A 21,456-nucleotide genomic window follows, 5' to 3' on the forward strand; every position below is an offset into this window, starting at 1 on the left:
GTGAGAATCGATTTAACGCAAGGACCAACGATCCCTGCCCGCCCCTTTTCGCCGGAGGACAAGACGTGAGCACTTTGATGGATGGGATCAAAGGAAACCGATTTGCCGTTTTCGGACGCGCAGGCATGGATATGTTTGCCGACCCCATCGGCACCAAAAGCGAACACGCCGAAACCTTTCGCACTGATCTGGGCGGCTCGTCCGCCAATATCTGCGCCGGGCTGGTCAAGCTGGGCAGCCAGGCGTCGCTGATCACTTCGGTCTCGGATGACGCGGTGGGGCGGTTCTGCCTGAACCGGCTTGCGCATTACGGCGTGGATACCTCGTTCATTCGCGTGATTGGCGGTGAATATCGGATTTCGCTGGCGGTCTATGAAAGCTGTGTTGAGAATTTCCAGAACGTCATCTACCGCAACGGTGCGGTCGATTTTCAAGTTACCGAAGAGGACATGGACCGGGTGGACTATGGCCGATTTTCCGCCGCGATTTCGGCCGGAACAGTCTTTGCCGCCGAACCCTCGCGCAGCGCGACGTTCCGCGCGTTCGACAATGCGCGCGCCGCAGGGCTGCCGATCATCTTTGACATTGACTACCGACCTTATAGTTGGCCCTCGCCCGAAGTGGCCGCTGACGTGCTGTCCCGTGCGGGCGAAGCCAGCGATCTGATCGTGGGCAACGACGAAGAGTTCGGATTCATGGCCGGCGGTATCGAGAAAGGCTTTGCTAAAGCTCAGGAATTGGCCCGCAAGCCAGGGCGCGTCGTCATCTATAAAATGGGTGAAAAGGGTGCGATCACGCTGGCGGATGGGCAGGAATACAAAACCGGCATCTATGCCGTTGACGCCATCAAACCCGTGGGCGCAGGCGACAGTTTCATGGCCGGTTTACTGGCATCGATCGCGGCGGGCCATTCGCTGCGCGACGCGGTGATGCGGGGATCAGCCTGTGCATCCATCGTGGTCTCGCAACCCGGCTGTGCGCCCGCCATGCCCACCACGGCTCAACTGGACGCCTTTCTTGCGTCCCACCCCGGTCCGACGACCTAGGAGGTTCAATGCATATCGCCCCTTTTGACAACCAGAACAAACCCATCGTGGATGTCGACGATCCGACGGTGCCGCTGAACTATTTCAACATCGTCAAACTGAAAAAGGGCGAGGCGTTCGAATACCAGGTGCCCGGCTATGAGACCTGCATCGTGCCCGCCACCGGTAGTGTCGATATCGAGGTCGAGGGCGTACAATTCCCGGCGCTGGGAAACCGGGGCGAGGATGTTTGGGACGGCGAGCCCGAAGGGGCCTATGTGCCGGTAGGCGCCAAGGCGCAGATGGTCTGCCTGTCCAATAGTGCTGAGGTCTTCGTGGCCGGAGCCAAATATGACAAGGTGCTGGACCCGTTCGATGTGCGCGAGCATGACCTTGTGCAATATGGCAGTGACGACACCAAAACTCATCGCAAGATCAAGCACATTCTGGGTCAAAAGCAGCACGACAAAGTGGGCCGTCTGTTGGTGAGCGAGCTGTTCACCGTCGGTCAGGGCGGCTGGTCCGGGTTCCCCAGCCACAAGCACGACACCAACCGCCTGCCCGATGAGACGCGGCATGATGAGACCTATAATTTCCGATTCAAACCCAACTGGGGCTCGGGCCTGCAGATGTTGCAGCGCGAGGATAACGAACCGGGGGATGCTTATCACATCGTCGATGGCTCGACCGTTTGCATTGATACAGGGTATCACCCCTGCTGCGTCCTGCCGGGCTATGAGATGTATTATTTCACCATCCTTGGCGGTCTGACCCAGCGGTCTCTGGTGCAGTATTTCCAACCCACCCATGCCTATCAGATTGAGACGATTCCGGGCATCAAAGACATGATCGCCAAGTTCAAATGACCCTCGTTACGCTGAAAGACGTCCTGCAACCGGCCTACACGCAGGGTTATGCCGTCGCCGGGCTTGTGACGCTGGGATGGGAGGACATGCGCGCCTATGTGGGCGCGGCCGAGGCGGAAAACGCCCCGGTTATTCTGCAGGCGGGCCCAAGCTGTCGTGAGCACACCCCTTTGCCCGTTCTGGGCAAGATGTTCCGGCATCTGGCGGAAAATGCCTCAGTCCCGGTCGTGGCGCATCTGGATCACGGCTATACGTATGAGGACTGCAAGATCGCACTGGACAGCGGCTTTACCTCGCTGATGTTTGACGGCTCGCGCAAGCCCTTGCAGCAGAATATCGATGAGACCGCTGCCATCGCCGAAATGGCCCATTCCGCAGGGATTTCCTGCGAGGGTGAGATTGGCTTTGTCGGTTATTCTGGGGGTGAGAGGTCAAACGGAACCGATCCTGCCGAGGCCGCCCAATTCGCCCGGCAAAGCGGTGTCGACGCGATGGCAATCTCGGTCGGCAATGTGCATCTGCAACAAGACAAAGAGGGCGGGCTGGTTGAGGCCCGTATCGCCGAGATTGACGCGATGACCGAGGTGCCGCTGGTGATCCATGGTGGTTCGGGCGTGCCGGTCGAGCAACGCGCGCGCCTAGCCCGCGAGACGTCGATCTGCAAGTTCAACATCGGAACCGAGCTGCGCATGGCCTTTGGCGCCGCCATGCGAGAAGCCGTGAACCGTGACCCGGAGCGGTTCGACCGCGTGACCATCCTGAAAGAGACCCATGACCCGGTCGAGGCCGCCGCTCGTACCGTCATTCGGGCCTTTGGCGCACCACCTCAGCGCTAAGCTCAGGCGTCGCGTTCCATGATCCATTCGACCTCAGGGGCCGGGACAAAGCGCCATTTGCGTAAGGGCCCGGCCATGACGTTCAGATAATACATCTCGAACCCATAGGGCGCGCCGCAGGGATGGTGGCCCCGAGGGACACAGACCACGTCGCCATCTGAAACGGCCATGGTTTCATCCAATTGGCCGTCATCTGTGTAGACTCGCTGAATGCCAAACCCGTTGGCGGGGTTCAGGCGGTGATAATAGGTTTCTTCCAGATAGGTGATGCGGGGATAGTCATCCTCGTCATGGCGATGGCTTGGATAGGATGACCAGTTGCCGTTTGGCGTAAAAACCTCGGTCACAAGCAGGCTGTCGGCGTAGTCTTCCGCCTCCATCGCGATGTTGTTGATATGGCGCGTGTTGGTGCCCTTGCCCCGTTCAGTCAAAGTAATGCCGTCCGGCCCGATACGACGCGCTTGATGTCCGCCTTGACCGGGGGCAGAACACACGGCCAGAACGCAATCAGTTTCCGCAACCGCCTGCCAATCGGTCCCGTTGGGCAAATAAAGGCAATGCGGAGGGGTCTTTTCGAACACATCCATCCGGTCGCCCAGCACGCCCCAATCCTGCCCCGCCCCGGTGATCTGCGCCTTACCTTCGACCATGACCAGGATGACCTCGCGATCACCGGTCACCTCAGAAGCTGTGTCGCCCGCGCGAAGATGATAGAGACCAAACCCGACATAGCGCCAACCGGCACTGGCCGGGGTGATATCGTGCACCTTGCCGCGCGTGCCGAAGGGTTTTTTCAAAAGGTCCGCCATCTCGTGTTCTCCGTGTGGGGCGGGCATGTTCGCCCGCCCGATATTGCCTTATGCTGCCTGTCGGGTTTCCAGCGCTGCAAGCGCCTGTGCCAGTTGTTCTTCTGTCCACCCTTCGGATACCGCGCTGCGCAGGATATCGGCTTGGCTGGCGGGGGCGTTCCCGCCAACCGGTGGGTCCGTATCCAGATTGGTTGGAAACGGATACCCCTCGGCGGTGGCCGCGATGGCCGCGTCCAGCTCAGGCCCCGACAGATCGCCACGCTGCTTCAGCGACACCAGCGCCGGGAACGCCCTCAGCGACATGGCACGTCGATCTATGGCCTCCATCGCGCGCCCAAAGGCTGAAGAGACCTGGAGCAGGTTCGCCATCCTGTTGATATCCCCGCTGCAGTTCTCGCCCGCCGCATGAAACAGCGCTGGGTTGAAGAAAACAGCGTCACCTTTGTCCAATGGCAACTGGATATAGTTGGCTTCGAAATGGTCGCGATGCGCCTCATCGTGAAACGCCAGATAGCCCCGAGCATAAAGCTGCGAAAACGGCAACAGCTTGGTCGGACCACTTTCGACCGGCATATCGCAATGAGCCACCGCGCCCTGCAAGGTCAGAGTCGCTGTCACCAAATGCGCATGGGCCGGATACCGAGCGGCGCTTTCCGCGCTTTGAAAGCCTAGGTGATAATCCCGATGCGCTTGCTGTGCCTTGCCGCCGGGGCGGACCTGATTGACCTGTGCGGTCATCTGATAATTCGGTCCCAGCCACGCCTCACACACGGCCGCAATCGAGGTATTGCCAAAGTAGAGCGCAAAACCTTCGGGATCCTTCATGCATTGCTTTTGCAGCGCATTCCACACCCGGTCATTGGCACCCGAGGCCGCAAAGTGATCGCCTTCGCCTGCCCCGCCTTCGCGCTCTTCGTCGATGATCTGTTGAAACACCTCCGTCGCCCGGTCGATCACGGTGGTATCCGCATAAGCACCTTTCAGCGCGATCACCCCGGCCGAGCTGTTCAACACCTGCCCCAATTCCGCAAGCAGAGCTTGACGCCGCGCGCCATCCTCTAGCGCAGGCCGCAGGGCACTCATGTCATAAACGGGTACGTTCTTTTCAATGCCCGCCGCATGCGGCACCGCTGACGCCTGTAGGGCCTGAGAGGTCAACACCTTGAATTCATCCAGATCACAGGATTCCCGGTCAAAATATCCGACATATCCAAGCTCTTGGCTTACCATGATTTTCTCCTTTCTCATGGCTTTGGTGTTGCCCATCGGGCGGTGAGTCATGCAGTGATCGTCAGCCCAGCCTCCTCACAGACTTCGACAATGTGTTCGTAACCCTTCTTCGAATACTCGTAGGGTGGCGCTTTGGCGGGGTCCTGTTCGGCCTCAACCACGATCCAGCCGCGGTAATCCATCGTCTTCAGCGCGTTTGCGACGGCTTGGAAGTCGATGCAGCCATCACCGGGCACGGTGAAGGCGCCGGCAATGACGGCATCCAGAAAGCTGCCATTGTTCTCGCGCGTTTCCTGCACGACCTGCGGGCGGATATCCTTGAAATGCACGTGATGCACCCGGTCGCCCCAACGGTTCAGAGTGGCCAGCACATCGCCACCCCCGAACAGCAGGTGACCGGTGTCAAAGCACAGCTTCACCTCGGGGCCCGACCCTTCCATCAGCCAGTTCACGTCATCTTCGCTTTCGATGATCGTGCCCATGTGATGGTGATAGGCCATTGGCATACCCTGATCCGCCATCCACTTGGCCAATTCGGTGATCTTGGCGGCGTAGGCCAGAACCTCATCCTTCGACAATTTCGGGCGGTCGTTCACCGGCGTTCCGATCTGACCCTGAACGGTGTTCGAGCATTCGGCGTATACGATACAGGGGCTGTTCAGCGCCACGAATTGTTCGACCTGTTCGCGCACGGCCTCGCGTTCGGTGGCAAAATCATTCACCAGCGACGCGCCCGAGCACCAACCACCGCAAAGCGCAATGTCATTCGCCTCAAGATAAGCGCGCAGACCTTCGGTATCGCCGGGCATCCGCTGGCCGCGTTCGACGCCGGTATAGCCAATCTCACGCGACTCCTTCAGCGCCTGCTCCATGGTGTACGCGGCCGTCAGATCCGGCAGATCATCATTCTGCCACGCGATCGGAGAGATTCCGATTTTCACGCTCATTTGGTATTTCTTTCCTTGATCGCCAACTCGTAAGCCGCGCGTTTTTCGTTCACTTCAGGGCGGATGCTGACTTCGGGCACCGCCACTTCCCACCACGTGCCACCATATTCGGTCGAGGGGTAGGGATCGGTGTCGATGACAACCACATACGGCCCCTTGATATCGGCGCGTTTGGCAAGCGCGTCCTCGAGCTCGGCAATCGAGCCGGCCTTGACCGAAGTCGCCCCCATCGCTGCCGCATGAGCCGCAAAGTCGATACTGGACGGGTTCTCATGCACCGCGTGGTCCAACAGGTTGTTAAACTCGGCTCCACCGGTGCCCATCTGCAGGCGGTTGATGCAGCCAAAGCCCCGGTTGTCGGTGATCACCACGGTGAAGGACACGCCCATCATCGCGGCCGAGGCCATCTCGGAATTGGCCATCATATAGGTGCCGTCGCCGGTAAAGCAGATCACGTCGCGCTCGGGCTCGGCCATCTTGATGCCCATGGCGCCCGCGATCTCGTACCCCATGCAGCTGAAGCCGTATTCCATGTGATATGCGCCAGGGCGCGGGGCTTTCCACAGTTTGTGCAGTTCACCCGGCATGGTCCCGGCCGCGCACATCACCACCGTATCGTTATGCGAGGCGCGCTGGACTGCGCCCACCACCTGCATATCCGTCGGCAGAGCATTCCCGTCGCCGGGCGCGTCCGTGAGCTTGTCGACCTTACCGTACCAATCCGCCTTGAGCGTGTCCGAAACAGGATCGGCGCGATAGCCTTGAAGGGCAGCGCCCAGCTCGGTCAATCCGACTCGCGCGTCCGATTGCAACGGCATCGCGCTGTGTTTCTCAGCGTCATAGGCGTTGGTGTTCAGACACACCATCTCGCGATCCGGGTTCGAGAACAGGCCCCATGATCCGGTGGTGAAATCCTGCAACCGCGTCCCTACTGCCAAAACCAGATCAGCTTCGGCGCAGACCTCATTGGCCGGTTCGCCCCCGGTCACGCCAACGGGGCCCAGGTTCAACGGATGGTCCCAGGCCAACGCGGACTTGCCCGCCTGCGTTTCGGTGACGGGAATGTTGTGCATTTCAGCAAAGCTTTGCAACGCTTCTGTCGCATCCGAATAGTGCACGCCGCCCCCGGCGATGATCACCGGCCGTTTGGCCGCCTTGAGCGCCGCCGCCGCGCGGGCCAGCTCACCTTCATCCGGGCGGATGCGGCGCTGATACCAGACTCGGGGCTCAAAGAAGCTTTCGGGATAGTCATAGGCTTCGGCCTGCACATCCTGACAGAAGGAGAGTGTGACCGGCCCGCAATCGGCGGGGTCCGTCATGGTGCGGAAGGCGCGCGGCAGGGCGGTCAGCAGGTGTTCAGGCCGAGTGATGCGGTCGAAATAGCGGCTGACCGGGCGGAAGCAGTCGTTGGCGCTGACTGTACCGTCGCTGAAATTCTCGGGCTGTTGCAGAACCGGATCGGGCCCGCGCGTCGCAAACACATCACCCGGCAACAGCAAGACCGGCAGCCGGTTCACATAGGCCAGCGCCGCCGCCGTCACCATATTCGTGGCTCCCGGCCCGATCGAGGACGTCACCGCCATCGTCTGCGTCCGCCGCTTTTGCTTGGCATAGGCAATCGCGCAATGGGCCATGGTCTGCTCGTTGTGGCCGCGATAGGTGGGCAAGCTGTCTTTGACGGCATGCAGCGCCTCGCCCAGCCCAGCCACATTCCCATGGCCAAAGATGGCCCAGACGCCTGCGATAAACGGTTCTCCAGCCTCGTTCATCTGCGCGCCAAGATAGCGGACCAGAGCCTGCGCCGCGGTCAGTCGGATTGTCTTGCTCATTCGTGTTTCCTTTCAACACAAGGCCCTTATGGGCGATCCGTTGAATTTCAGTTTTACCAATATGCGTGACGGGTCCGTGTCAGACGGTCCCGCCCAGCGACCCTTCCAGTTCGGCCAGTTCCTGTCCACCGGCCATGAGATCCTGCAACTCTTCGGGCGAGATTTCACCGCGTTTAGCAGTACCAAGCGTCTGTCCCCTGTTCAGCACAGTGAACCTGTCGCCAACCGCCAAGGCATGGCGCACGTTATGGCTGATGAAAACAACGCCGACGCCCTGACTGCGCACCTTGTCGATCGTGGCCAAAACATTCGAGGTCTGGCGCACCCCAAGGGCCGAGGTCGGTTCGTCCAAAATCAGAATCTTCGCGCCGAAATGCACCGCACGGGCGATGGCAACCGTCTGGCGTTCCCCCCCTGACAAGGTGCCGACCGCCTGATCAGGCCCACGCAGGTTGATGCCCATCTTACGCATCTCCTCCATGGTGATCTCATCGGCCAGTTTCTTGTCGAAGAAATTGATGCCCGCGACTTTCTTCGTCGGTTCATTGCCCATGAAGAAGTTTCGGCTGACGCTCATCAGCGGGATCATGGCCAGATGCTGATGCACCGTCGCGATCCCCGCCGCAATCGCATCGCGCGGATCTTCGAAATGCATCGGCCTGTCTTCGAAAAAGATCTCACCCGCCGTTGGTTTATGCACCCCTGACATGGTCTTGATGAAGGTCGATTTGCCTGCACCGTTGTCGCCCAGCAGGCAATGACACTCACCTGGCCTCAGATCGAAGCTGACCCCGGCCAGAGCGATCACCGAGCCAAAGTGTTTCTGGATATCGACCATCCGAATGATTGGGGCCCGTTCCTGCGCGTCGCCGTGATGGAATTTGGTATCTTCGGTCATCTCAGCGTTCTCCTGTGATGATGCGGCGGATATAGGTGTTCAGGATCACCGCACCCAGCAGGATCACACCCAAAAATACCCGGAAGAGTGAGCTTTCGACCCCCGCAAAGAACAGCCCCTGCTGAACAACGCCAAAGATCAGCGCGCCCAAGGCCGCACCCAGCACCGAACCGTAACCTCCGGTCAGCAGCGCGCCGCCAATGACCACGGCAATGATCGCCTCAAACTCTTTCAGCAAGCCGCGATCCGCCCCGGCTGATCCGAACTCCATCACCTGACAGGTGGCGAAAACCGTGGCGCAGAAAGCGGTGAACATGAACATCAGAATCTTGACCCGGTTCACCGGTACACCAGAATTTCGCGCCGCCTCGGCATCACCGCCCGCAGCAAAAATCCAATTGCCGAACTTTGTCTTGGTCAGAAGGATGTGACCAAAGAGGATGATGGCAAGCGCCCAAATGACCAGCATCGGAATGCCGTCGACCACAGGCTGACCGGCACGCGTACCGCGCTCGAAGGTCTCGATAATGCCCGCATCGCCCAACCAGACGAACAGACCCTGCCCGACCTTGCCACCAAAGACTGCAGCCAGCCAATCGCCCTCGGCCACGTCGCGAATGCCACCTATGATGGTTTTACGCTCAATGGTTTGGGGCAAGTAGATGGTGAAGCCACGCAGAATGAACAGAAAGGCCAGCGTTACGATAAAGCTGGGCAATCCCGTACGCACAACGATGTAGCCGTTCACCGCACCGATAAAGATGCACAGCGCGAAGGTCACAATGATCGCCATCCAGACCGGCCAACTGAGCGTGACCGAGAAGATTGCGATCATCATCCCCGCGAACCCGATCATCGAGCCTACGGACAGGTCAAACTCACCTGCAATCATTAGTAGGCAGGCGCCCACGGCAATGATCATGAATTGAGCCGAGACAATTGACCAGTTCATTACGCCCTGCGCGTTGAACATCCCACTGTCAAAGGCGAATAGCAGGAAGAATGTGAACACGGCGACGGTGCCGACCATGCCACCCAGTTCTGGACGGATCAGGGCACGACGCAACGGCGAGATCTCTTTGATCCGTTCGTCACCGCCCATTGCGGATTGCGCTGATTCAGCCATAGGTGCCTCCCCTCGCGCTCTATAGAATGCTTAGATTTTGCTAGGGTGCGGACGCAGCAACCGCGTCCGCACCGAAATTGAAGATCAGCGGTATTCGCCCGCGAACTCTTCGATTTTACCTAGACCGTCTGCGGTCACGAAACCGGGGCCCGAGTTGATGTTGTTACCCGGCAGAACGCCATAGCGGTGGTAGTTGGCCATCACAACAACCGGCAGATAGGCCTGAAGGAAAGGCTGCTGGTCGATGCCCCACTGGATCACACCGCTTTTGATACCTTTCACGATCTCACCACCCAGATCGAAGGTGCCGAAATAGATGTCACCGGCCATGCCGTTCTCTTCCAGCGCCAGAATGGTCGGATCAGCCGAGGTCGGCCCCAGCGTCAGCACGGCATCCGTATCGGGGTTGGCCGAAAGATAAGCCAGAACGCGGTTCTTGATCTCGGCCGGGTCCTGACCAGCGTCGATCATCTGCTCACCCAGTTCGATCCCCAGACCGTCGGCAAAACCCTGACAACGCTCCTGGCTGGAGGGCTGCACGATATAATGGTTCACACATAGGAACGAGCCGATACCGTCGCCCTTGGCGCGCAGACCGGCGGCGTAGCCTGCGTCATATTCAGGCTGGCCGACATACATCAACGCACCCACTTCGCGCGCCTTTTCCGGCGTGCCGGTGTTCATGATGATAACGTCGATTCCCGAATCCACGGCAGCTTTGATCGGGCCTTCCAGAATGTCGGGGTCCGCCAGCGTCGTGATAATCCCGTTCGGACCCGAAGCAGCGGCCTGATCAATGATCCGCGCCATGTCGGCCAAGTCACCGGTAGGCGGATTGCGATATTCAACCTCGACACCCATCTGCTCGCCCGCCAGAGCGATCCCGTTCTTGATGGTGTTCCACCAGCTGTCACTGTCCGGAGCGTGGCTGACCAGAATGTACTTCTCGCCCTCGGCCGCAGCGCCAGTGACGCCCGCGAACGCAACGGCGCTGGCCATCAGCACGCCCTTTACAAACTTCTTCATTTCCATTCCTCCCAATAGAACAGTCAATCTGTGTGCCGGGTTTGCCCGGCCATTCGGTTAAACCGAATCTCCTCTGCCCCGGTTCGGCACCGGGCTTTCCTCAGTTTGAGGATATCCGGCAATTTTGCAACCGGTTTCAAAACACATCCTCCAAAGCGACCGGTTGCCTGGTTTTTGCCGAGCGGGTCGCAGCCTCGGCCATTGCCAAGGCGGTCACGCCATCCTCCAACGTGACGGGCATCGCCATGCCGGTTTGCACCGCGCCGACAAACGCATCCCATTCGGCCCGGTAGGCTGGCATGTAGCGCTCCAGGAAAAAATACGTTGGCTTTGCTCCAACCACGCCATCGACCGTGGATTTGACGACCGTGTTTTCCAGAACGTTATGGGCCTGAAGCAACCCAGCGGCCCCAAGCAATTCAACCCGCTGATCATAACCATAGGCTGCACGCCGCGAATTCTTGATCACCGCGATGGCACCATTGGCGTAAGTCATTGTGGTTACAGCGGTATCCACGTCTCCAACAGCCCCGATTTCGGGATCCACAACCGAGGATCCAACCGCAGAAATCGTGATCGGCGCCTGCCCCATAAGGTAATTCGCCATATCGAAATCATGGATCATCATGTCCCGAAACAACCCGCCAGAGGTTTTGACATAGCTGACGGGCGGCGGAGCTGGATCGAAAGAGGTGATCGATAATAACTCGGCCTTGCCGATATCTCCGCTGGTGTAAGCCTGCTTCAAAGACGCGAAACTGGGATCGAAGCGGCGATTGAACCCGACCATCACGGGCTGACCCGTTGCGGCCGCGACCTGTTGGCAGGAAATTGCCCGTTTCAGGTCCAGATCAACCGGTTTCTCGCACAAAACCGCCTTTCCGGCACGGGTCGCCGCTTCGATCAGGTCCGAATGGGTGTCCGTCGGTGACGCGATCAGCACCGCATCAATCGCCGGGTCATTGATCACCGCCTCGGAGGTGCATGCCTGCGCCCCATATGCGCTTGCCAGAGTTTCGGCGGCCTCGGCCACAGCGTCAGACACGGCGCTCAACTTGGATTGCGCATGCCCGGCTATAGCCTCAGCATGAACACGGCCAATCCGTCCCGCGCCAATCAATCCGACGTTCAGCATGAGGGTTCCTCGAATCCTTATTCCAAGCCACAGTGTTGGTTTTTGCAACCGGTTGCAAGAATTTTTTTGCTGTTGCGTATTCCAGTGTCAGCACCCGGTTCGACCGACAGAGGATTTTTCTTGGGTTTCATGATAAGATGCAGCCCTGTTTGCGAGTTCCGGGGGGTGTTGCAATGGTTGAATATGGAATTGCCACGGGTACGGTTGGCGGTTCTGTCGGCGGTGGCGGTGGCTACCGCGGCGGAGGTGGTGGCGGAGGGTCGAATATCTCGTACTGGGTCGGATATTTCGAACAGAACCCCGAGATCATGATCGCCGCACTTGTCGGCATCTTTCTGGTCGCGCGGTATGTTCTGGCGCGGTGATCGCGCGATGCTCGGGCCTGTCGGGCCAAACCGGTGAGAAATGGCGATCCCTGAAGGACTCGAACCCTCAACCTGCTGATTAGAAGTCAGCTGCTCTATCCAGTTGAGCTAAGGGACCGCTGCGCCCTTCTTGCGGTTTTTATGCGCGGGGTTCAAGGGCCAAGCGCATGAAGGCACTGTTTGGGTCTTCGGAGTAACCAAAGATCGGGCCGCAATAGGAATAGCCCAGCGCCTCGTAAAGCTTACGCGCCGCGTCATAGTCGGGCAAATGGGCTGCCCCGGTTTCCAGAACCAGTGCCTGCATCCCTTCAGACCGCGCGACATCCGCCAGATGGGCCATCATGGCGCGCGCCAGACCCCGGCCACGCGCCGCTGCGACGATATGCACGGATTTAACTTCGGCCGTGCCATCCGGCAACGCCTTGAGCGCACCGCAGCCGATGGCCTGTTCGGCGTCAAACATCGCCCAGAACCGGATACCAGGCCCCGCAAGACCGCTGGCATCCATCGTATGATTGCTTTCCGCCGGTCCCGCAGTTTCACTATGGGCAAAATGCGCCTCGATCACCGGGCGCAGCGCGTCCGATGTTGGGTCAGCTTCGCGGATGTCGATCAATTCAGTGCGTCCAGGGTGCGCGCCGGTTGGTGGCGAAATTTTCACCATAGCCGCCTGCTCGAACGTTGGGTTTGCGCTTATGCGGTTCGCTGACCTGCACTTCAATTCCATGGTCCTTGGCGTAGTCCAACGCCTCTTCCTTGGTGTCGAATTTCAGGCGCACCTGAGTTTGCGTGTCGCTGGAGGACGTCCAACCCATCAACGGATCAACCTCACGCGACGAAGCAGGGGCATATTCCAGAACCCACTTGCGGGTTTTGGCCATCCCCGAGGTCATCGCATTTCGCGAAGGCTGGTAAATCCGTGCGCGCATGTCGCCTCTCCGTACTCACTTGGCTGGGCATGTTTATGCGCCAGAGCTGCTGCGCGGACAAGTCCGTAAATGTCGCAACTTGGTGTGATTGAAATGGCCTCTTGAACAAGAACAAAAACAGATCAAAATCAGGCCCGAAAGGAATCTCCCCTTATGGCCTATGCACATTCCGACAAGACCCAGCTGACTGCCGAAGACGTCCGTGCCCGCCTGAAACTGGAAGGCGGCAAGGCGTTTGTCATGCATACCGATTTTTCCCCCGCAGGGGATCAGCCAACGGCCATCAAGGAACTGGCAGGCGGCGTTCAGGACGGCGAGCGGGATCAGGTTCTGCTGGGCGCGACCGGCACGGGCAAGACCTTCACCATGGCCAAGGTGATCGAAGAAACCCAGCGTCCTGCCATCATCCTTGCGCCCAACAAGACGCTGGCCGCGCAGCTCTATGGTGAGTTCAAAGGCTTCTTCCCCGAAAACTCGGTCGAGTATTTCGTCAGCTACTATGACTACTACCAGCCCGAGGCCTATGTGCCGCGCAGCGACACCTACATAGAAAAAGAATCCCAGATCAACGAACAGATCGACCGGATGCGCCACTCGGCCACCCGCGCGTTGTTGGAGCGTGATGATGTGATCATCGTGGCGTCGGTGTCTTGTATCTACGGCATCGGCTCAGTCGAAACCTACGGGGCGATGACGCAAGACCTGAAAGTCGGCAGCGAATATGATCAGCGGCAGGTGATGGCAGATCTGGTGGCTCAGCAATACCGCCGCAACGATCAAGCATTTCAGCGCGGGTCCTTTCGGGTTCGTGGCGATTCCTTGGAGATCTGGCCTGCCCACCTTGAGGACCGTGCGTGGAAGCTGTCATTCTTCGGTGAAGAATTGGAACAGATCACCGAGTTCGACCCTCTGACCGGTGAGAAAACTGATACGATGGAGCAGATCCGGGTCTACGCCAACTCGCACTACGTGACGCCCAAGCCCACGATGCAGCAGGCGATCATCGGCATCAAAAAAGAGTTGCGCATCCGGTTGGACCAACTGGTCGGCGAGGGCAAATTGCTGGAAGCCCAGCGTCTGGAACAGCGCACCAATTTCGATCTGGAAATGCTTGAGGCGACCGGCGTTTGCAACGGGATCGAAAACTACTCGCGCTATCTAACCGGCCGCGCGCCGGGCGAACCGCCCCCGACCCTGTTCGAATTCATCCCCGACAACGCCATCGTGTTTGCCGACGAATCTCACGTGTCTGTCCCGCAGATCGGAGGCATGTACCGGGGCGACTATCGGCGCAAATTCACACTGGCCGAACACGGGTTCCGCCTGCCGTCCTGCATGGACAACCGCCCCCTGAAGTTCGAAGAATGGGACGCCATGCGCCCACAATCCGTCTTTGTTTCAGCCACCCCGGCGGCGTGGGAGCTGGACCAATCGGGTGGCGTTTTCACCGAACAGGTCATCCGCCCTACCGGCCTGCTGGACCCCGAGGTCGAAATCCGCCCCGTTTCGATGCAAGTGGACGACCTGCTGGATGAGGTGCGCAAGGTGGCCGCCGATGGCTTCCGCACGTTGGTCACGACCCTGACCAAACGCATGGCCGAAGACCTGACCGAATACCTGCACGAACAGGGCATCAAGGTGCGCTACATGCACTCGGATATCGACACGATCGAACGGATCGAAATCCTGCGCGACCTGCGGCTGGGCGCGTTTGACGTGCTGGTCGGCATCAACCTTCTACGCGAGGGGCTCGACATTCCCGAATGCGGGCTGGTCGCCATTCTGGACGCCGACAAGGAAGGCTTCCTGCGGTCCGAGACCTCTCTGGTCCAGACCATCGGCCGCGCCGCGCGGAATGCCGAGGGCCGGGTTATCATGTATGCCGACAAGATCACCGGTTCCATGGAACGCGCGTTGAACGAGACCAACCGCCGCCGCGCCAAGCAGATCGCCTATAACGAGGAACACGGGATCACCCCCGAGACGGTGAAAAAGAATGTCGAGGACGTTCTGGCCGGGTTGTATGAGGGCGACGTCGACATGAACCGCGTCACCGCCACCATCGACAAACCGATGCACGGCGCCAACCTTGAGGCCCATCTGGACGGGTTGCGCGAACAGATGCGCAAAGCCGCCGAGAACCTTGAATTCGAAGAGGCCGCCAATATTCGGGATGAGATCAAACGTCTGGAGGCGGTCGATCTGGCCGTCGCCGACGACCCCATGGCGCGCCAATGGGCGGTCGAGAAAGCGTCCGAGGATGCGGTGAAATCGCGTGGTCGGTCAACGGCTGGACGTCCGGGGCAACGCGGTGGGAATGTGAAGCGACGGAAGCGTTAGACTGTTGGCGACGCAATACAAAGTTGCAGCACATGGCGTTGTTTGCTTCAGCCGCCTTGCCTAACCGCATTCCGTGGCTAGGTTCAAAGTATGCGAGCCGTTCTGATATCACTGATCCTTAGCACGCCTGCCTTTGCGTGGGATGCAACCGTTGGTCAAATTTGCACGCTTTCGCACGAGACTGACGCAGCGAAAATATTTCTCACCTACGACCCGTCTAAACCGCTTTATTCAATCACCGTGACCCAAACGAACTCTGTTTGGAAACAAGCCCCGTGGTTTGCAATGCGTTTTGAAGGCTCGTCACCGATCGAGATTTCTACATCGCACCATGTTCTTTCCAACGGCGCAACGTCTTTGACCGTCACGAATACGGGCTTCGGAAACGTGCTTGATGGGTTGGAGTACAACCAAATAGCCTACGCATTCACGCAGGATCATGTGGCCACATTCTCGCTGGTCGGCGCTGCTGACCCAGTGCGGGTTTTTCGCGAATGTGCGGGAGCACAACTATCCTAAGTCATCCGGAACGCAACCATCCCTGACATAGATTTCACCGCGTTTTCACGGCAATGTGGACTAAGTGAGCAAATCTCAATCGTTTTGAACCCGAGCGAGTTTTTCTCGCTCACGTCAGCGTTCACCCCTTATCCCAATGGGCAATCACATCATACCCAACCGGTGTCGGCGGCCCTTCCATGAACTCGGCGAAATGGCCCCACAGTTCGGCCACTTTCGGGGCATTCGCGTTCGAGGTCGCCTCGCTCTCGACCACCGAGATCACATAGCCCGAGCCGTCTTCGTTCATCACATTGGTAAAGCTGTGCATGCCGGGCATGCCCATGATTTCTGACTTCAATGCGTTCATTTTCGCCGTCGCGGCCTCGCGCGTGCCTGGCTTCATTTTGAATTGAGTAATACGCGCAAACATAATGTTCCTCCCTCGTCTGGCGAAATTGCCGTAGGGCGCGATCAAAGAAATCCCGCCGCGCAGACGGTAGCATGGCAGGCACAAATCTCGTATTGATACTTACGAATTCAGCACATTTTCAACCTCGCGCCTTACCCGAGCATCCTGACTGACACTCCAAAGTTGCAACCCAGCGCATAGAACCGAGATGTTGCAGGGCTGCCGCCTAGGTTAAACGCCCAACTCCGCCCGTACCTTCTTGGTCAGCTTCGCCACCACCAAGTCATAAGACGTCACGATATGCTCGCGCAGCGAGGCATCGCTCATCCCGCGTTCCTCATAGACCTGCAACCACTTCATCCCGCGTGAGGCCAGATAGGGCGCGGGGCGGATGCCGGGAACGTCGCTCAGGACCTCAAACGTCAGATCGGTGGCTTTAAAGGTGACGGCGTCGCGCCCTTCATGCCAGCCACAGATCGCAAACACCTTGCCGCCTACCTTCCACACATCCGCATTGCCCCATTGCACCACATGGGTTGTGGCTTTGAGGCTGGCGCAGAACGCGTTAAACGCATCTCGGGTCATCATCGCGGATTGAACTAGGGCCGCAGGAATTTGGCGCTGCCGACAGAGCGCTCGACCGGTTGCGCCAGTTGCGGGGCTTCGGCCGTGACCGGAACGGCAAGCTGCTGAGGCGTTTCGCAGGCAACACCATTCCCATCGGGGTCGTTACGCAAGTGATAGCCGAGCTCACCCGCATAATAGGGGCCGGGAATCACTTTCAACGCTGTCGGACATCCAGCCATGGCAATCAGATGCAGCACCGCCTCTTCCTGTTCGAAATCCGAGGTGCGCAAATAAACACTGAATCCAATCACGGCGGTTGTCACCGGCAGCATCAGGATCATCAGCAGGATACGTATCGGAGACAGCGCCCGCCTGCGCAGCGCCTCAGCCCGTCGGATGCGGGCCGGTGCATTCGGATCAGTAAGAAGTGGACGCCGCTCAGGCGCATGTGTTGACATAACAAAAGGCTAATACCGTTTTGTGGCAATATCGAGACCCGAGTTCCCGCCCTCACGTATCTGCGCGGAATTCCGCGTCGAATACGGTCGATTATTTCGTCCGGACGGATATGCCCGATCCGCGGCGCAGCTAGCGCACCACATGCACCGCGCAAGCGGCGTGCCTAACCACATGGTTGGCCGTCGATCCCAACAGAAGGTCCTGCATCCCCGGACGATGCGACGCCACGATGATCAGGTCGGGCTTATGTTCTTCGGACCAATCCAGAATGGTGCGCCCGGAATGCCCTTCGACAACCACACCTTTGGCATTGGGAAGTTTGGCGGCCAAGCTGTCCAATTCGGTTTGCAGAGCCTTGCGGGCTTCGCGCAGATATTCGGGCGGCATATAGGAAATCGCGTAGTTCGGGATATGCTCGACCACATGCAGCAGCGTGACCTGTGCATCCGGGGTTGCCAACACCTTGGCCAGTTTCAGCGGGCCGGAAATATCCCGCTCTGCATCAAAGGAAATCGGGACCAGAATATTGTGATACATGACGCGCACCTCCGTTCATTTCGCGGTCAGGATGCGCCAATTCGCAAGGCACGGCTTTGATTTAGGTCACGATCCGCTAAAAGTTTCGGCAACATCATACATCACCGGTTCAAAGCTTTTGCACAGCTCGTTGATCTTGCGATTCCGGTCGCGCATTTCCGGGGTGCGCAGCATCGCCAGAAAATCCTCGCGCCGTTCCCATTGCGAGTAATTGGCGATCCGCGTCTGAGCGTCATTGACATGCAGCCCCGCCGCCACAAAGCCGGGCTGCTTCGAGATGAAATCGGCATAGGCGTCAGTCAGCGCCTCAAGCAGGTCTTGACAGGTACCGGGCGTCATCTCGAAGGTCGTGATCACGGTTTGGACGCTGGTGTTCTTGGCAATGTTCGGCATCTGGAATCTCCTGTTATTGAGCCCAGCCTAGCATAGGATTTCCAAAGGTCCCGCCTTTGTTGGCGAATTCAGCACTTTGCCACGGCTGCGGGAATTCGTCATTTCACTAACGATCCGTTAACCATGCTGACCGATGCTGCGCCCATGTACCGGGCTCTTTACCTTTTGTTCATTATCCTGTTGGCCTCGCCTGCGTGGTCGGGCGCATGGTTGCGCGGCAAGGATTCCGCTTTTGCGGCGGCGTCGGTGACGGTGTTCAAGGAACCCGACCCGGGGTATGACTATGCATCCGCGCTTTATGCCGATTGGGGTACTCGGGACAATCTGACAATTGGGTTCGATTTTGAAGAGAACCGAGACCTCTACGGTCATGCGACCGTCTTTGCCCGCATCCCGGTTGCCGATTTGCAGCAAAAGGGGCGGTTTGCCGCAGAGTTCGGGGTTGGTGTGCATCACCGCTATCGTGGAGCATGGGCGCTATACAAGGCAACCCTGTCCTATGGAAAGGGGTACTCGACCGGATGGGGCAATGGCTGGGTGGCCCTGGATGCATCATTGGAATACCGCACCCACGACGCGCTCTATCGCAAACTGGACCTGACAACGGGCCTGAATTCAGCGCGGCTGATCAACCCTTTGCTTCAGGTCGAGACCGCTTATCGCAGCGGAAGCTCTCTGTTCTGGCGGGTCCGGCCATCGGCCATGATCCGGTGGCAGGACAGCCCGACAACCTGGGTTCTGGGGCTGGAGCGGAAAGATGCCCGCAATGACACGGGCATCAAACTGGCAATCTGGTCCGAGTTCTGACGCCGCCGCTCAGCGCTCCATTCGGATGATGGTCGAGACTGATCCGCGCAAGGATTGCGCCCAGCGCAGGTTAATAACGTCCTTCCCGCTGCCCTGTTCCAGCTCCACATAAGGTGTGTCGTGGATAGTCCCGCCAAAAGCGTTCTTCAATGGACCCAACACCGTAACCGCGTCACACCCACGGGCTTTTCCGCCAAATGGAAGACGCGCTTGCGACCCAATACTCCAGACCGACGAATTCGAGCTTTGCGCGTGAACCAGACGCAGCGGGTTTTCAACCTTGGCCGAGATGCCATGAAACGTGTTGTCCCTGAAACTCACGTTCAGATGCGCGAAATGGTTGAAATCCGCGAAAGTCGTATCCACCCGCTCGGCCCGGTCGATCGCGCCGTTGACGGAGCGAAATTTGTTCCCAGCAACAACGACACCATTCAGGAAATGGCCAGGCCCGTGCGGCCGAATGACAATATTGCTGAACCAGGGTGCGACCTCGTTACAGTAGAATATATTGTCGGTTATGGTCATCGCGCTGAACGAAAATCCCGCCGTGTACGCCGGATTGGCGTCCCGCTCATTAGTCCACTGCAAAAAGCAATTATCGACATAGTTCTCGGAAATGGTCGAGCTGTTATAGGTCCCGATCATAACCAACCCGGCGCTGCGCACGCCCTGAGCAATGCTGTCGCCCTGGAAGAAGTGGTTGCCCAGCACCAGGTTGTTCGTCCCACCCAGAACGGCAAAATGCAGGAACCTGACAGCACGATTGTGGCGCAGTTTGATATCATTCGCTGTCGCGTTCAGGGCGATGGATCTGCGATCCGAGACGTTGAAAGACTCCTCAGCCGACAGGAACTGGCAATTGTCGATCAACATCCCCTGACAGCCGGTACCGATTGAAGTAATCCCGCGATCCTTCGGACGGCTGACAAAGCAGTTGGTAATCGCAAATGTACTGCCAGACGGTGCCAGACGGATGCCGCTGCATCGCCCGTTGCACTGAAACTCGATCTCTTCCATGCCAAATTTGCGCAGGGTGCTGAAACCCATGAAATCCAGCAGGTACTTGAACGAAAAAAACGAGAACGACTGCGTGCCCGCCGCATCATAAATCGGGGCGTTCAGAGTGATTTCGCCCGCACCAACATTCTTGGACCGCACGTAAATCTCGCGCCCGACACCATTGCCCCCTACCAAGGACCCAACCGGAATATTCGCAACATTGGCGACATTGGTCAGCCGAGTCGGATCGGATGGGTTGTAGGTTGCGACCGAAGTGAAGGTCTCGGTATCCCAGGCTGCATTGTCTTTGACATCGAACTGGCCATTGCGAATGACGCGACGGGTGGAGAAACCACTCTGCCGGTTCGGAACGGCTGCGGCCATGTCAATCGGGCCGTTTACCGATATCTTGCGTCCACCCATGTCCAGGGATTCATGGTCCGCATTGTTCAAAAGCGCCTGAAATGCCTTTTTAAATGCCAACTCCTCATCCCCGAACGCGTTGATATAAGCTGGCAGGTCGAAATTCTTGGTCAACAGCAGCATCTTATCGTCAGGCATCGTGACGGTGCCCTCAAACTCGATCTCGGACGCGATGGTGGTATTTTCAGTCAGCAGGTAAGTGCCTTCAGACACAAAAACCCGGCGTCCACCCGCAGCCTGGTCCGCCGCGACAAAGGCGGACGTGTCATCTGCAACCCCTTCACCGACCGCGCCAAAATCGCGTACATCCACAAGGCTAATCATGTCGCGCAGAAAAACACCGGTCACATCCGTGATCTCGATATCATCCACCCGCACGATCGAGCCATTCGCTCCGATCAGATCAAGTCCGAAATGGCCATAAATCGCGGTCACGCCCCAGGGCATATCCACGCCGGTGCGCTGCCCCGCCCCGACAATCGCGGTGATTTCATGGACGGCGCCATAGCCCGACAGTTGGGTTGCGGGGCCTTGCTCGATCACCCCATCCAAATGTGTCTCACCCGCGCCACCAGCCCAGGCCGCGATCCGAACCTCGGGCAAAGGCCCGCTGATTGCCTTCACCCGCGCCTTGATCTGAAGATAGCACCCCGGCTGCAACGGGGTCTGCCCCATATAACGCAGCTTTTGCGTGGCGCTGACTTTGAGGATTTCAAGGCAGCCGCCGAAATCCGCATCCGCCGGAACAAAAGCGCCGGTGCCCGAGCCTTCATAGGTCGGCGAGCCGGGTGTTCCGTCGCCGCTGGACCAGACGTTCAGGCCGTTTGCAAAAGCAGCCGGCATGAACACGATGCCGTCGGTGATTGCCTTATTCATAGAAATCCCTTTCCCAATCGCACCCATCAGCGCGCATTAACCCAGGGCTCGGGGCCACCCCGAGCGCAAAAGCCTGAGTACAGAAAGGGTGTTAATCGCTGCTCATGTCACCGTGACGTTGGTG

Annotated in this window: 23 protein-coding genes and 1 tRNA gene; 7 read left to right on the forward strand and 17 right to left on the reverse strand. The window is 58.6% G+C overall.

All coding sequences use genetic code 11. From position 1 onward, the window contains the following. Positions 1–77: 77 nt before the first annotated feature. The 3 genes from ACR3E7_RS10650 to ACR3E7_RS10660 are packed head-to-tail and all read left to right on the forward strand — an operon-like array spanning position 78 to position 2,727. Positions 78–1,046, forward strand: coding sequence for a PfkB family carbohydrate kinase (locus ACR3E7_RS10650; RefSeq protein WP_480505848.1), 969 nt, complete (start codon positions 78–80; stop codon positions 1,044–1,046). A gap of 8 nt (positions 1,047–1,054) precedes the next feature. Further along, complete coding sequence (locus ACR3E7_RS10655) at positions 1,055–1,891, forward strand: 5-deoxy-glucuronate isomerase (protein WP_170789793.1); 837 nt, start codon at positions 1,055–1,057, stop codon at positions 1,889–1,891. Further along, positions 1,888–2,727 (forward strand): class II fructose-bisphosphate aldolase, encoded by an 840-nt coding sequence (locus ACR3E7_RS10660; protein ID WP_480505819.1) that lies wholly within the window; start codon positions 1,888–1,890, stop codon positions 2,725–2,727. Before ACR3E7_RS10655 ends, ACR3E7_RS10660 begins: the two co-directional genes overlap by 4 nt. A 2-nt stretch (positions 2,728–2,729) precedes the next feature. Here ACR3E7_RS10660 and iolB read toward each other — a convergent pair whose 3' ends face one another. The 8 genes from iolB to iolG form a co-directional block, all read right to left on the reverse strand. Continuing rightward, entirely contained in the window at positions 2,730–3,536 is an 807-nt protein-coding gene (iolB, locus tag ACR3E7_RS10665; RefSeq protein WP_480505817.1) for a 5-deoxy-glucuronate isomerase, read from the reverse strand. Positions 3,537–3,584: 48 nt separating this feature from the next. Beyond that, positions 3,585–4,766 (reverse strand): phytanoyl-CoA dioxygenase family protein, encoded by a 1,182-nt coding sequence (locus ACR3E7_RS10670; RefSeq protein ID WP_480505815.1) that lies wholly within the window; start codon positions 4,764–4,766, stop codon positions 3,585–3,587. 47 nt (positions 4,767–4,813) lie between these two features. After that, complete coding sequence (iolE, locus tag ACR3E7_RS10675; RefSeq protein WP_480505814.1) at positions 4,814–5,713, reverse strand: myo-inosose-2 dehydratase; 900 nt, start codon at positions 5,711–5,713, stop codon at positions 4,814–4,816. Then, complete coding sequence (iolD, locus tag ACR3E7_RS10680; RefSeq protein WP_480505812.1) at positions 5,710–7,542, reverse strand: 3D-(3,5/4)-trihydroxycyclohexane-1,2-dione acylhydrolase (decyclizing); 1,833 nt, start codon at positions 7,540–7,542, stop codon at positions 5,710–5,712. Before iolD ends, iolE begins: the two co-directional genes overlap by 4 nt. A 79-nt stretch (positions 7,543–7,621) precedes the next feature. Continuing rightward, positions 7,622–8,440 (reverse strand): ATP-binding cassette domain-containing protein, encoded by an 819-nt coding sequence (locus ACR3E7_RS10685; protein ID WP_170789788.1) that lies wholly within the window; start codon positions 8,438–8,440, stop codon positions 7,622–7,624. 1 nt (position 8,441) lies between these two features. Continuing rightward, positions 8,442–9,566, reverse strand: coding sequence for an ABC transporter permease (locus ACR3E7_RS10690; protein ID WP_480505810.1), 1,125 nt, complete (start codon positions 9,564–9,566; stop codon positions 8,442–8,444). An 84-nt stretch (positions 9,567–9,650) separates the two neighbouring features. Further along, positions 9,651–10,565 carry a sugar ABC transporter substrate-binding protein gene (locus ACR3E7_RS10695; protein WP_237215832.1) on the reverse strand — a complete coding sequence of 305 codons (915 nt, stop codon included), beginning with the start codon at positions 10,563–10,565 and terminating at the stop codon, positions 9,651–9,653. A 163-nt stretch (positions 10,566–10,728) separates the two neighbouring features. Beyond that, on the reverse strand, positions 10,729–11,727 hold the full coding sequence (gene iolG, locus ACR3E7_RS10700; RefSeq protein ID WP_480505808.1) for an inositol 2-dehydrogenase: 999 nt from the start codon (positions 11,725–11,727) through the stop codon (positions 10,729–10,731). 173 nt (positions 11,728–11,900) lie between these two features. Here iolG and ACR3E7_RS10705 point away from each other — a divergent pair, with 173 nt between their 5' ends. Further along, positions 11,901–12,092: a hypothetical protein gene (locus tag ACR3E7_RS10705; protein WP_170772373.1), complete on the forward strand. Its 192-nt coding sequence runs from the start codon at positions 11,901–11,903 to the stop codon at positions 12,090–12,092. A 41-nt stretch (positions 12,093–12,133) separates the two neighbouring features. Here the strand turns inward: ACR3E7_RS10705 and ACR3E7_RS10710 are convergent. The 3 genes from ACR3E7_RS10710 to ACR3E7_RS10720 form a co-directional block, all read right to left on the reverse strand. Then, positions 12,134–12,210: transfer RNA gene (locus ACR3E7_RS10710), tRNA-Arg, on the reverse strand. Positions 12,211–12,231: 21 nt separating this feature from the next. Continuing rightward, positions 12,232–12,756 (reverse strand): GNAT family N-acetyltransferase, encoded by a 525-nt coding sequence (locus ACR3E7_RS10715; RefSeq protein WP_480505806.1) that lies wholly within the window; start codon positions 12,754–12,756, stop codon positions 12,232–12,234. After that, positions 12,710–13,021: an ETC complex I subunit gene (locus tag ACR3E7_RS10720; protein ID WP_480505804.1), complete on the reverse strand. Its 312-nt coding sequence runs from the start codon at positions 13,019–13,021 to the stop codon at positions 12,710–12,712. The genes ACR3E7_RS10715 and ACR3E7_RS10720 overlap by 47 nt, the downstream gene beginning before the upstream one ends. 153 nt (positions 13,022–13,174) lie before the next feature. Here ACR3E7_RS10720 and uvrB point away from each other — a divergent pair, with 153 nt between their 5' ends. Both uvrB and ACR3E7_RS10730 read left to right on the forward strand, forming a co-directional pair. After that, a complete protein-coding gene (uvrB, locus tag ACR3E7_RS10725) occupies positions 13,175–15,361 on the forward strand; it encodes an excinuclease ABC subunit UvrB (protein ID WP_480505802.1) in 2,187 nt (728 codons plus the stop codon). Between the two features lie 90 nt (positions 15,362–15,451). Continuing rightward, positions 15,452–15,880, forward strand: coding sequence for a hypothetical protein (locus ACR3E7_RS10730; protein ID WP_480505800.1), 429 nt, complete (start codon positions 15,452–15,454; stop codon positions 15,878–15,880). Positions 15,881–16,001: 121 nt separating this feature from the next. On the opposite strand, the gene ACR3E7_RS10735 is transcribed toward ACR3E7_RS10730, so the two are convergent. The 5 genes from ACR3E7_RS10735 to ACR3E7_RS10755 form a co-directional block, all read right to left on the reverse strand. Continuing rightward, a complete protein-coding gene (locus ACR3E7_RS10735) occupies positions 16,002–16,292 on the reverse strand; it encodes an antibiotic biosynthesis monooxygenase family protein (RefSeq protein WP_170772381.1) in 291 nt (96 codons plus the stop codon). Between the two features lie 210 nt (positions 16,293–16,502). Continuing rightward, positions 16,503–16,856 carry an MmcQ/YjbR family DNA-binding protein gene (locus tag ACR3E7_RS10740; protein ID WP_170785470.1) on the reverse strand — a complete coding sequence of 118 codons (354 nt, stop codon included), beginning with the start codon at positions 16,854–16,856 and terminating at the stop codon, positions 16,503–16,505. Positions 16,857–16,870: 14 nt separating this feature from the next. Next, the gene (locus ACR3E7_RS10745) at positions 16,871–17,296 is read right to left on the reverse strand and encodes an excalibur calcium-binding domain-containing protein (protein ID WP_237215804.1); all 426 of its coding nucleotides are present in this window, start codon (positions 17,294–17,296) and stop codon (positions 16,871–16,873) included. Positions 17,297–17,426: 130 nt separating this feature from the next. Then, positions 17,427–17,834 carry a universal stress protein gene (locus ACR3E7_RS10750; RefSeq protein WP_480505798.1) on the reverse strand — a complete coding sequence of 136 codons (408 nt, stop codon included), beginning with the start codon at positions 17,832–17,834 and terminating at the stop codon, positions 17,427–17,429. A gap of 66 nt (positions 17,835–17,900) precedes the next feature. Continuing rightward, a complete protein-coding gene (locus ACR3E7_RS10755) occupies positions 17,901–18,227 on the reverse strand; it encodes an antibiotic biosynthesis monooxygenase family protein (protein WP_170772389.1) in 327 nt (108 codons plus the stop codon). A gap of 123 nt (positions 18,228–18,350) precedes the next feature. On the opposite strand from ACR3E7_RS10755, the gene ACR3E7_RS10760 reads away from it, so the two are divergent. Further along, on the forward strand, positions 18,351–19,034 hold the full coding sequence (locus ACR3E7_RS10760; RefSeq protein ID WP_480505796.1) for a hypothetical protein: 684 nt from the start codon (positions 18,351–18,353) through the stop codon (positions 19,032–19,034). Between the two features lie 9 nt (positions 19,035–19,043). Here the strand turns inward: ACR3E7_RS10760 and ACR3E7_RS10765 are convergent, their stop codons facing one another. Further along, complete coding sequence (locus ACR3E7_RS10765) at positions 19,044–21,332, reverse strand: glycosyl hydrolase family 28-related protein (protein WP_480505794.1); 2,289 nt, start codon at positions 21,330–21,332, stop codon at positions 19,044–19,046. Positions 21,333–21,456 lie beyond the last annotated feature (124 nt).

It is taken from the genome of Ruegeria sp. BK1 (assembly GCF_056535645.1).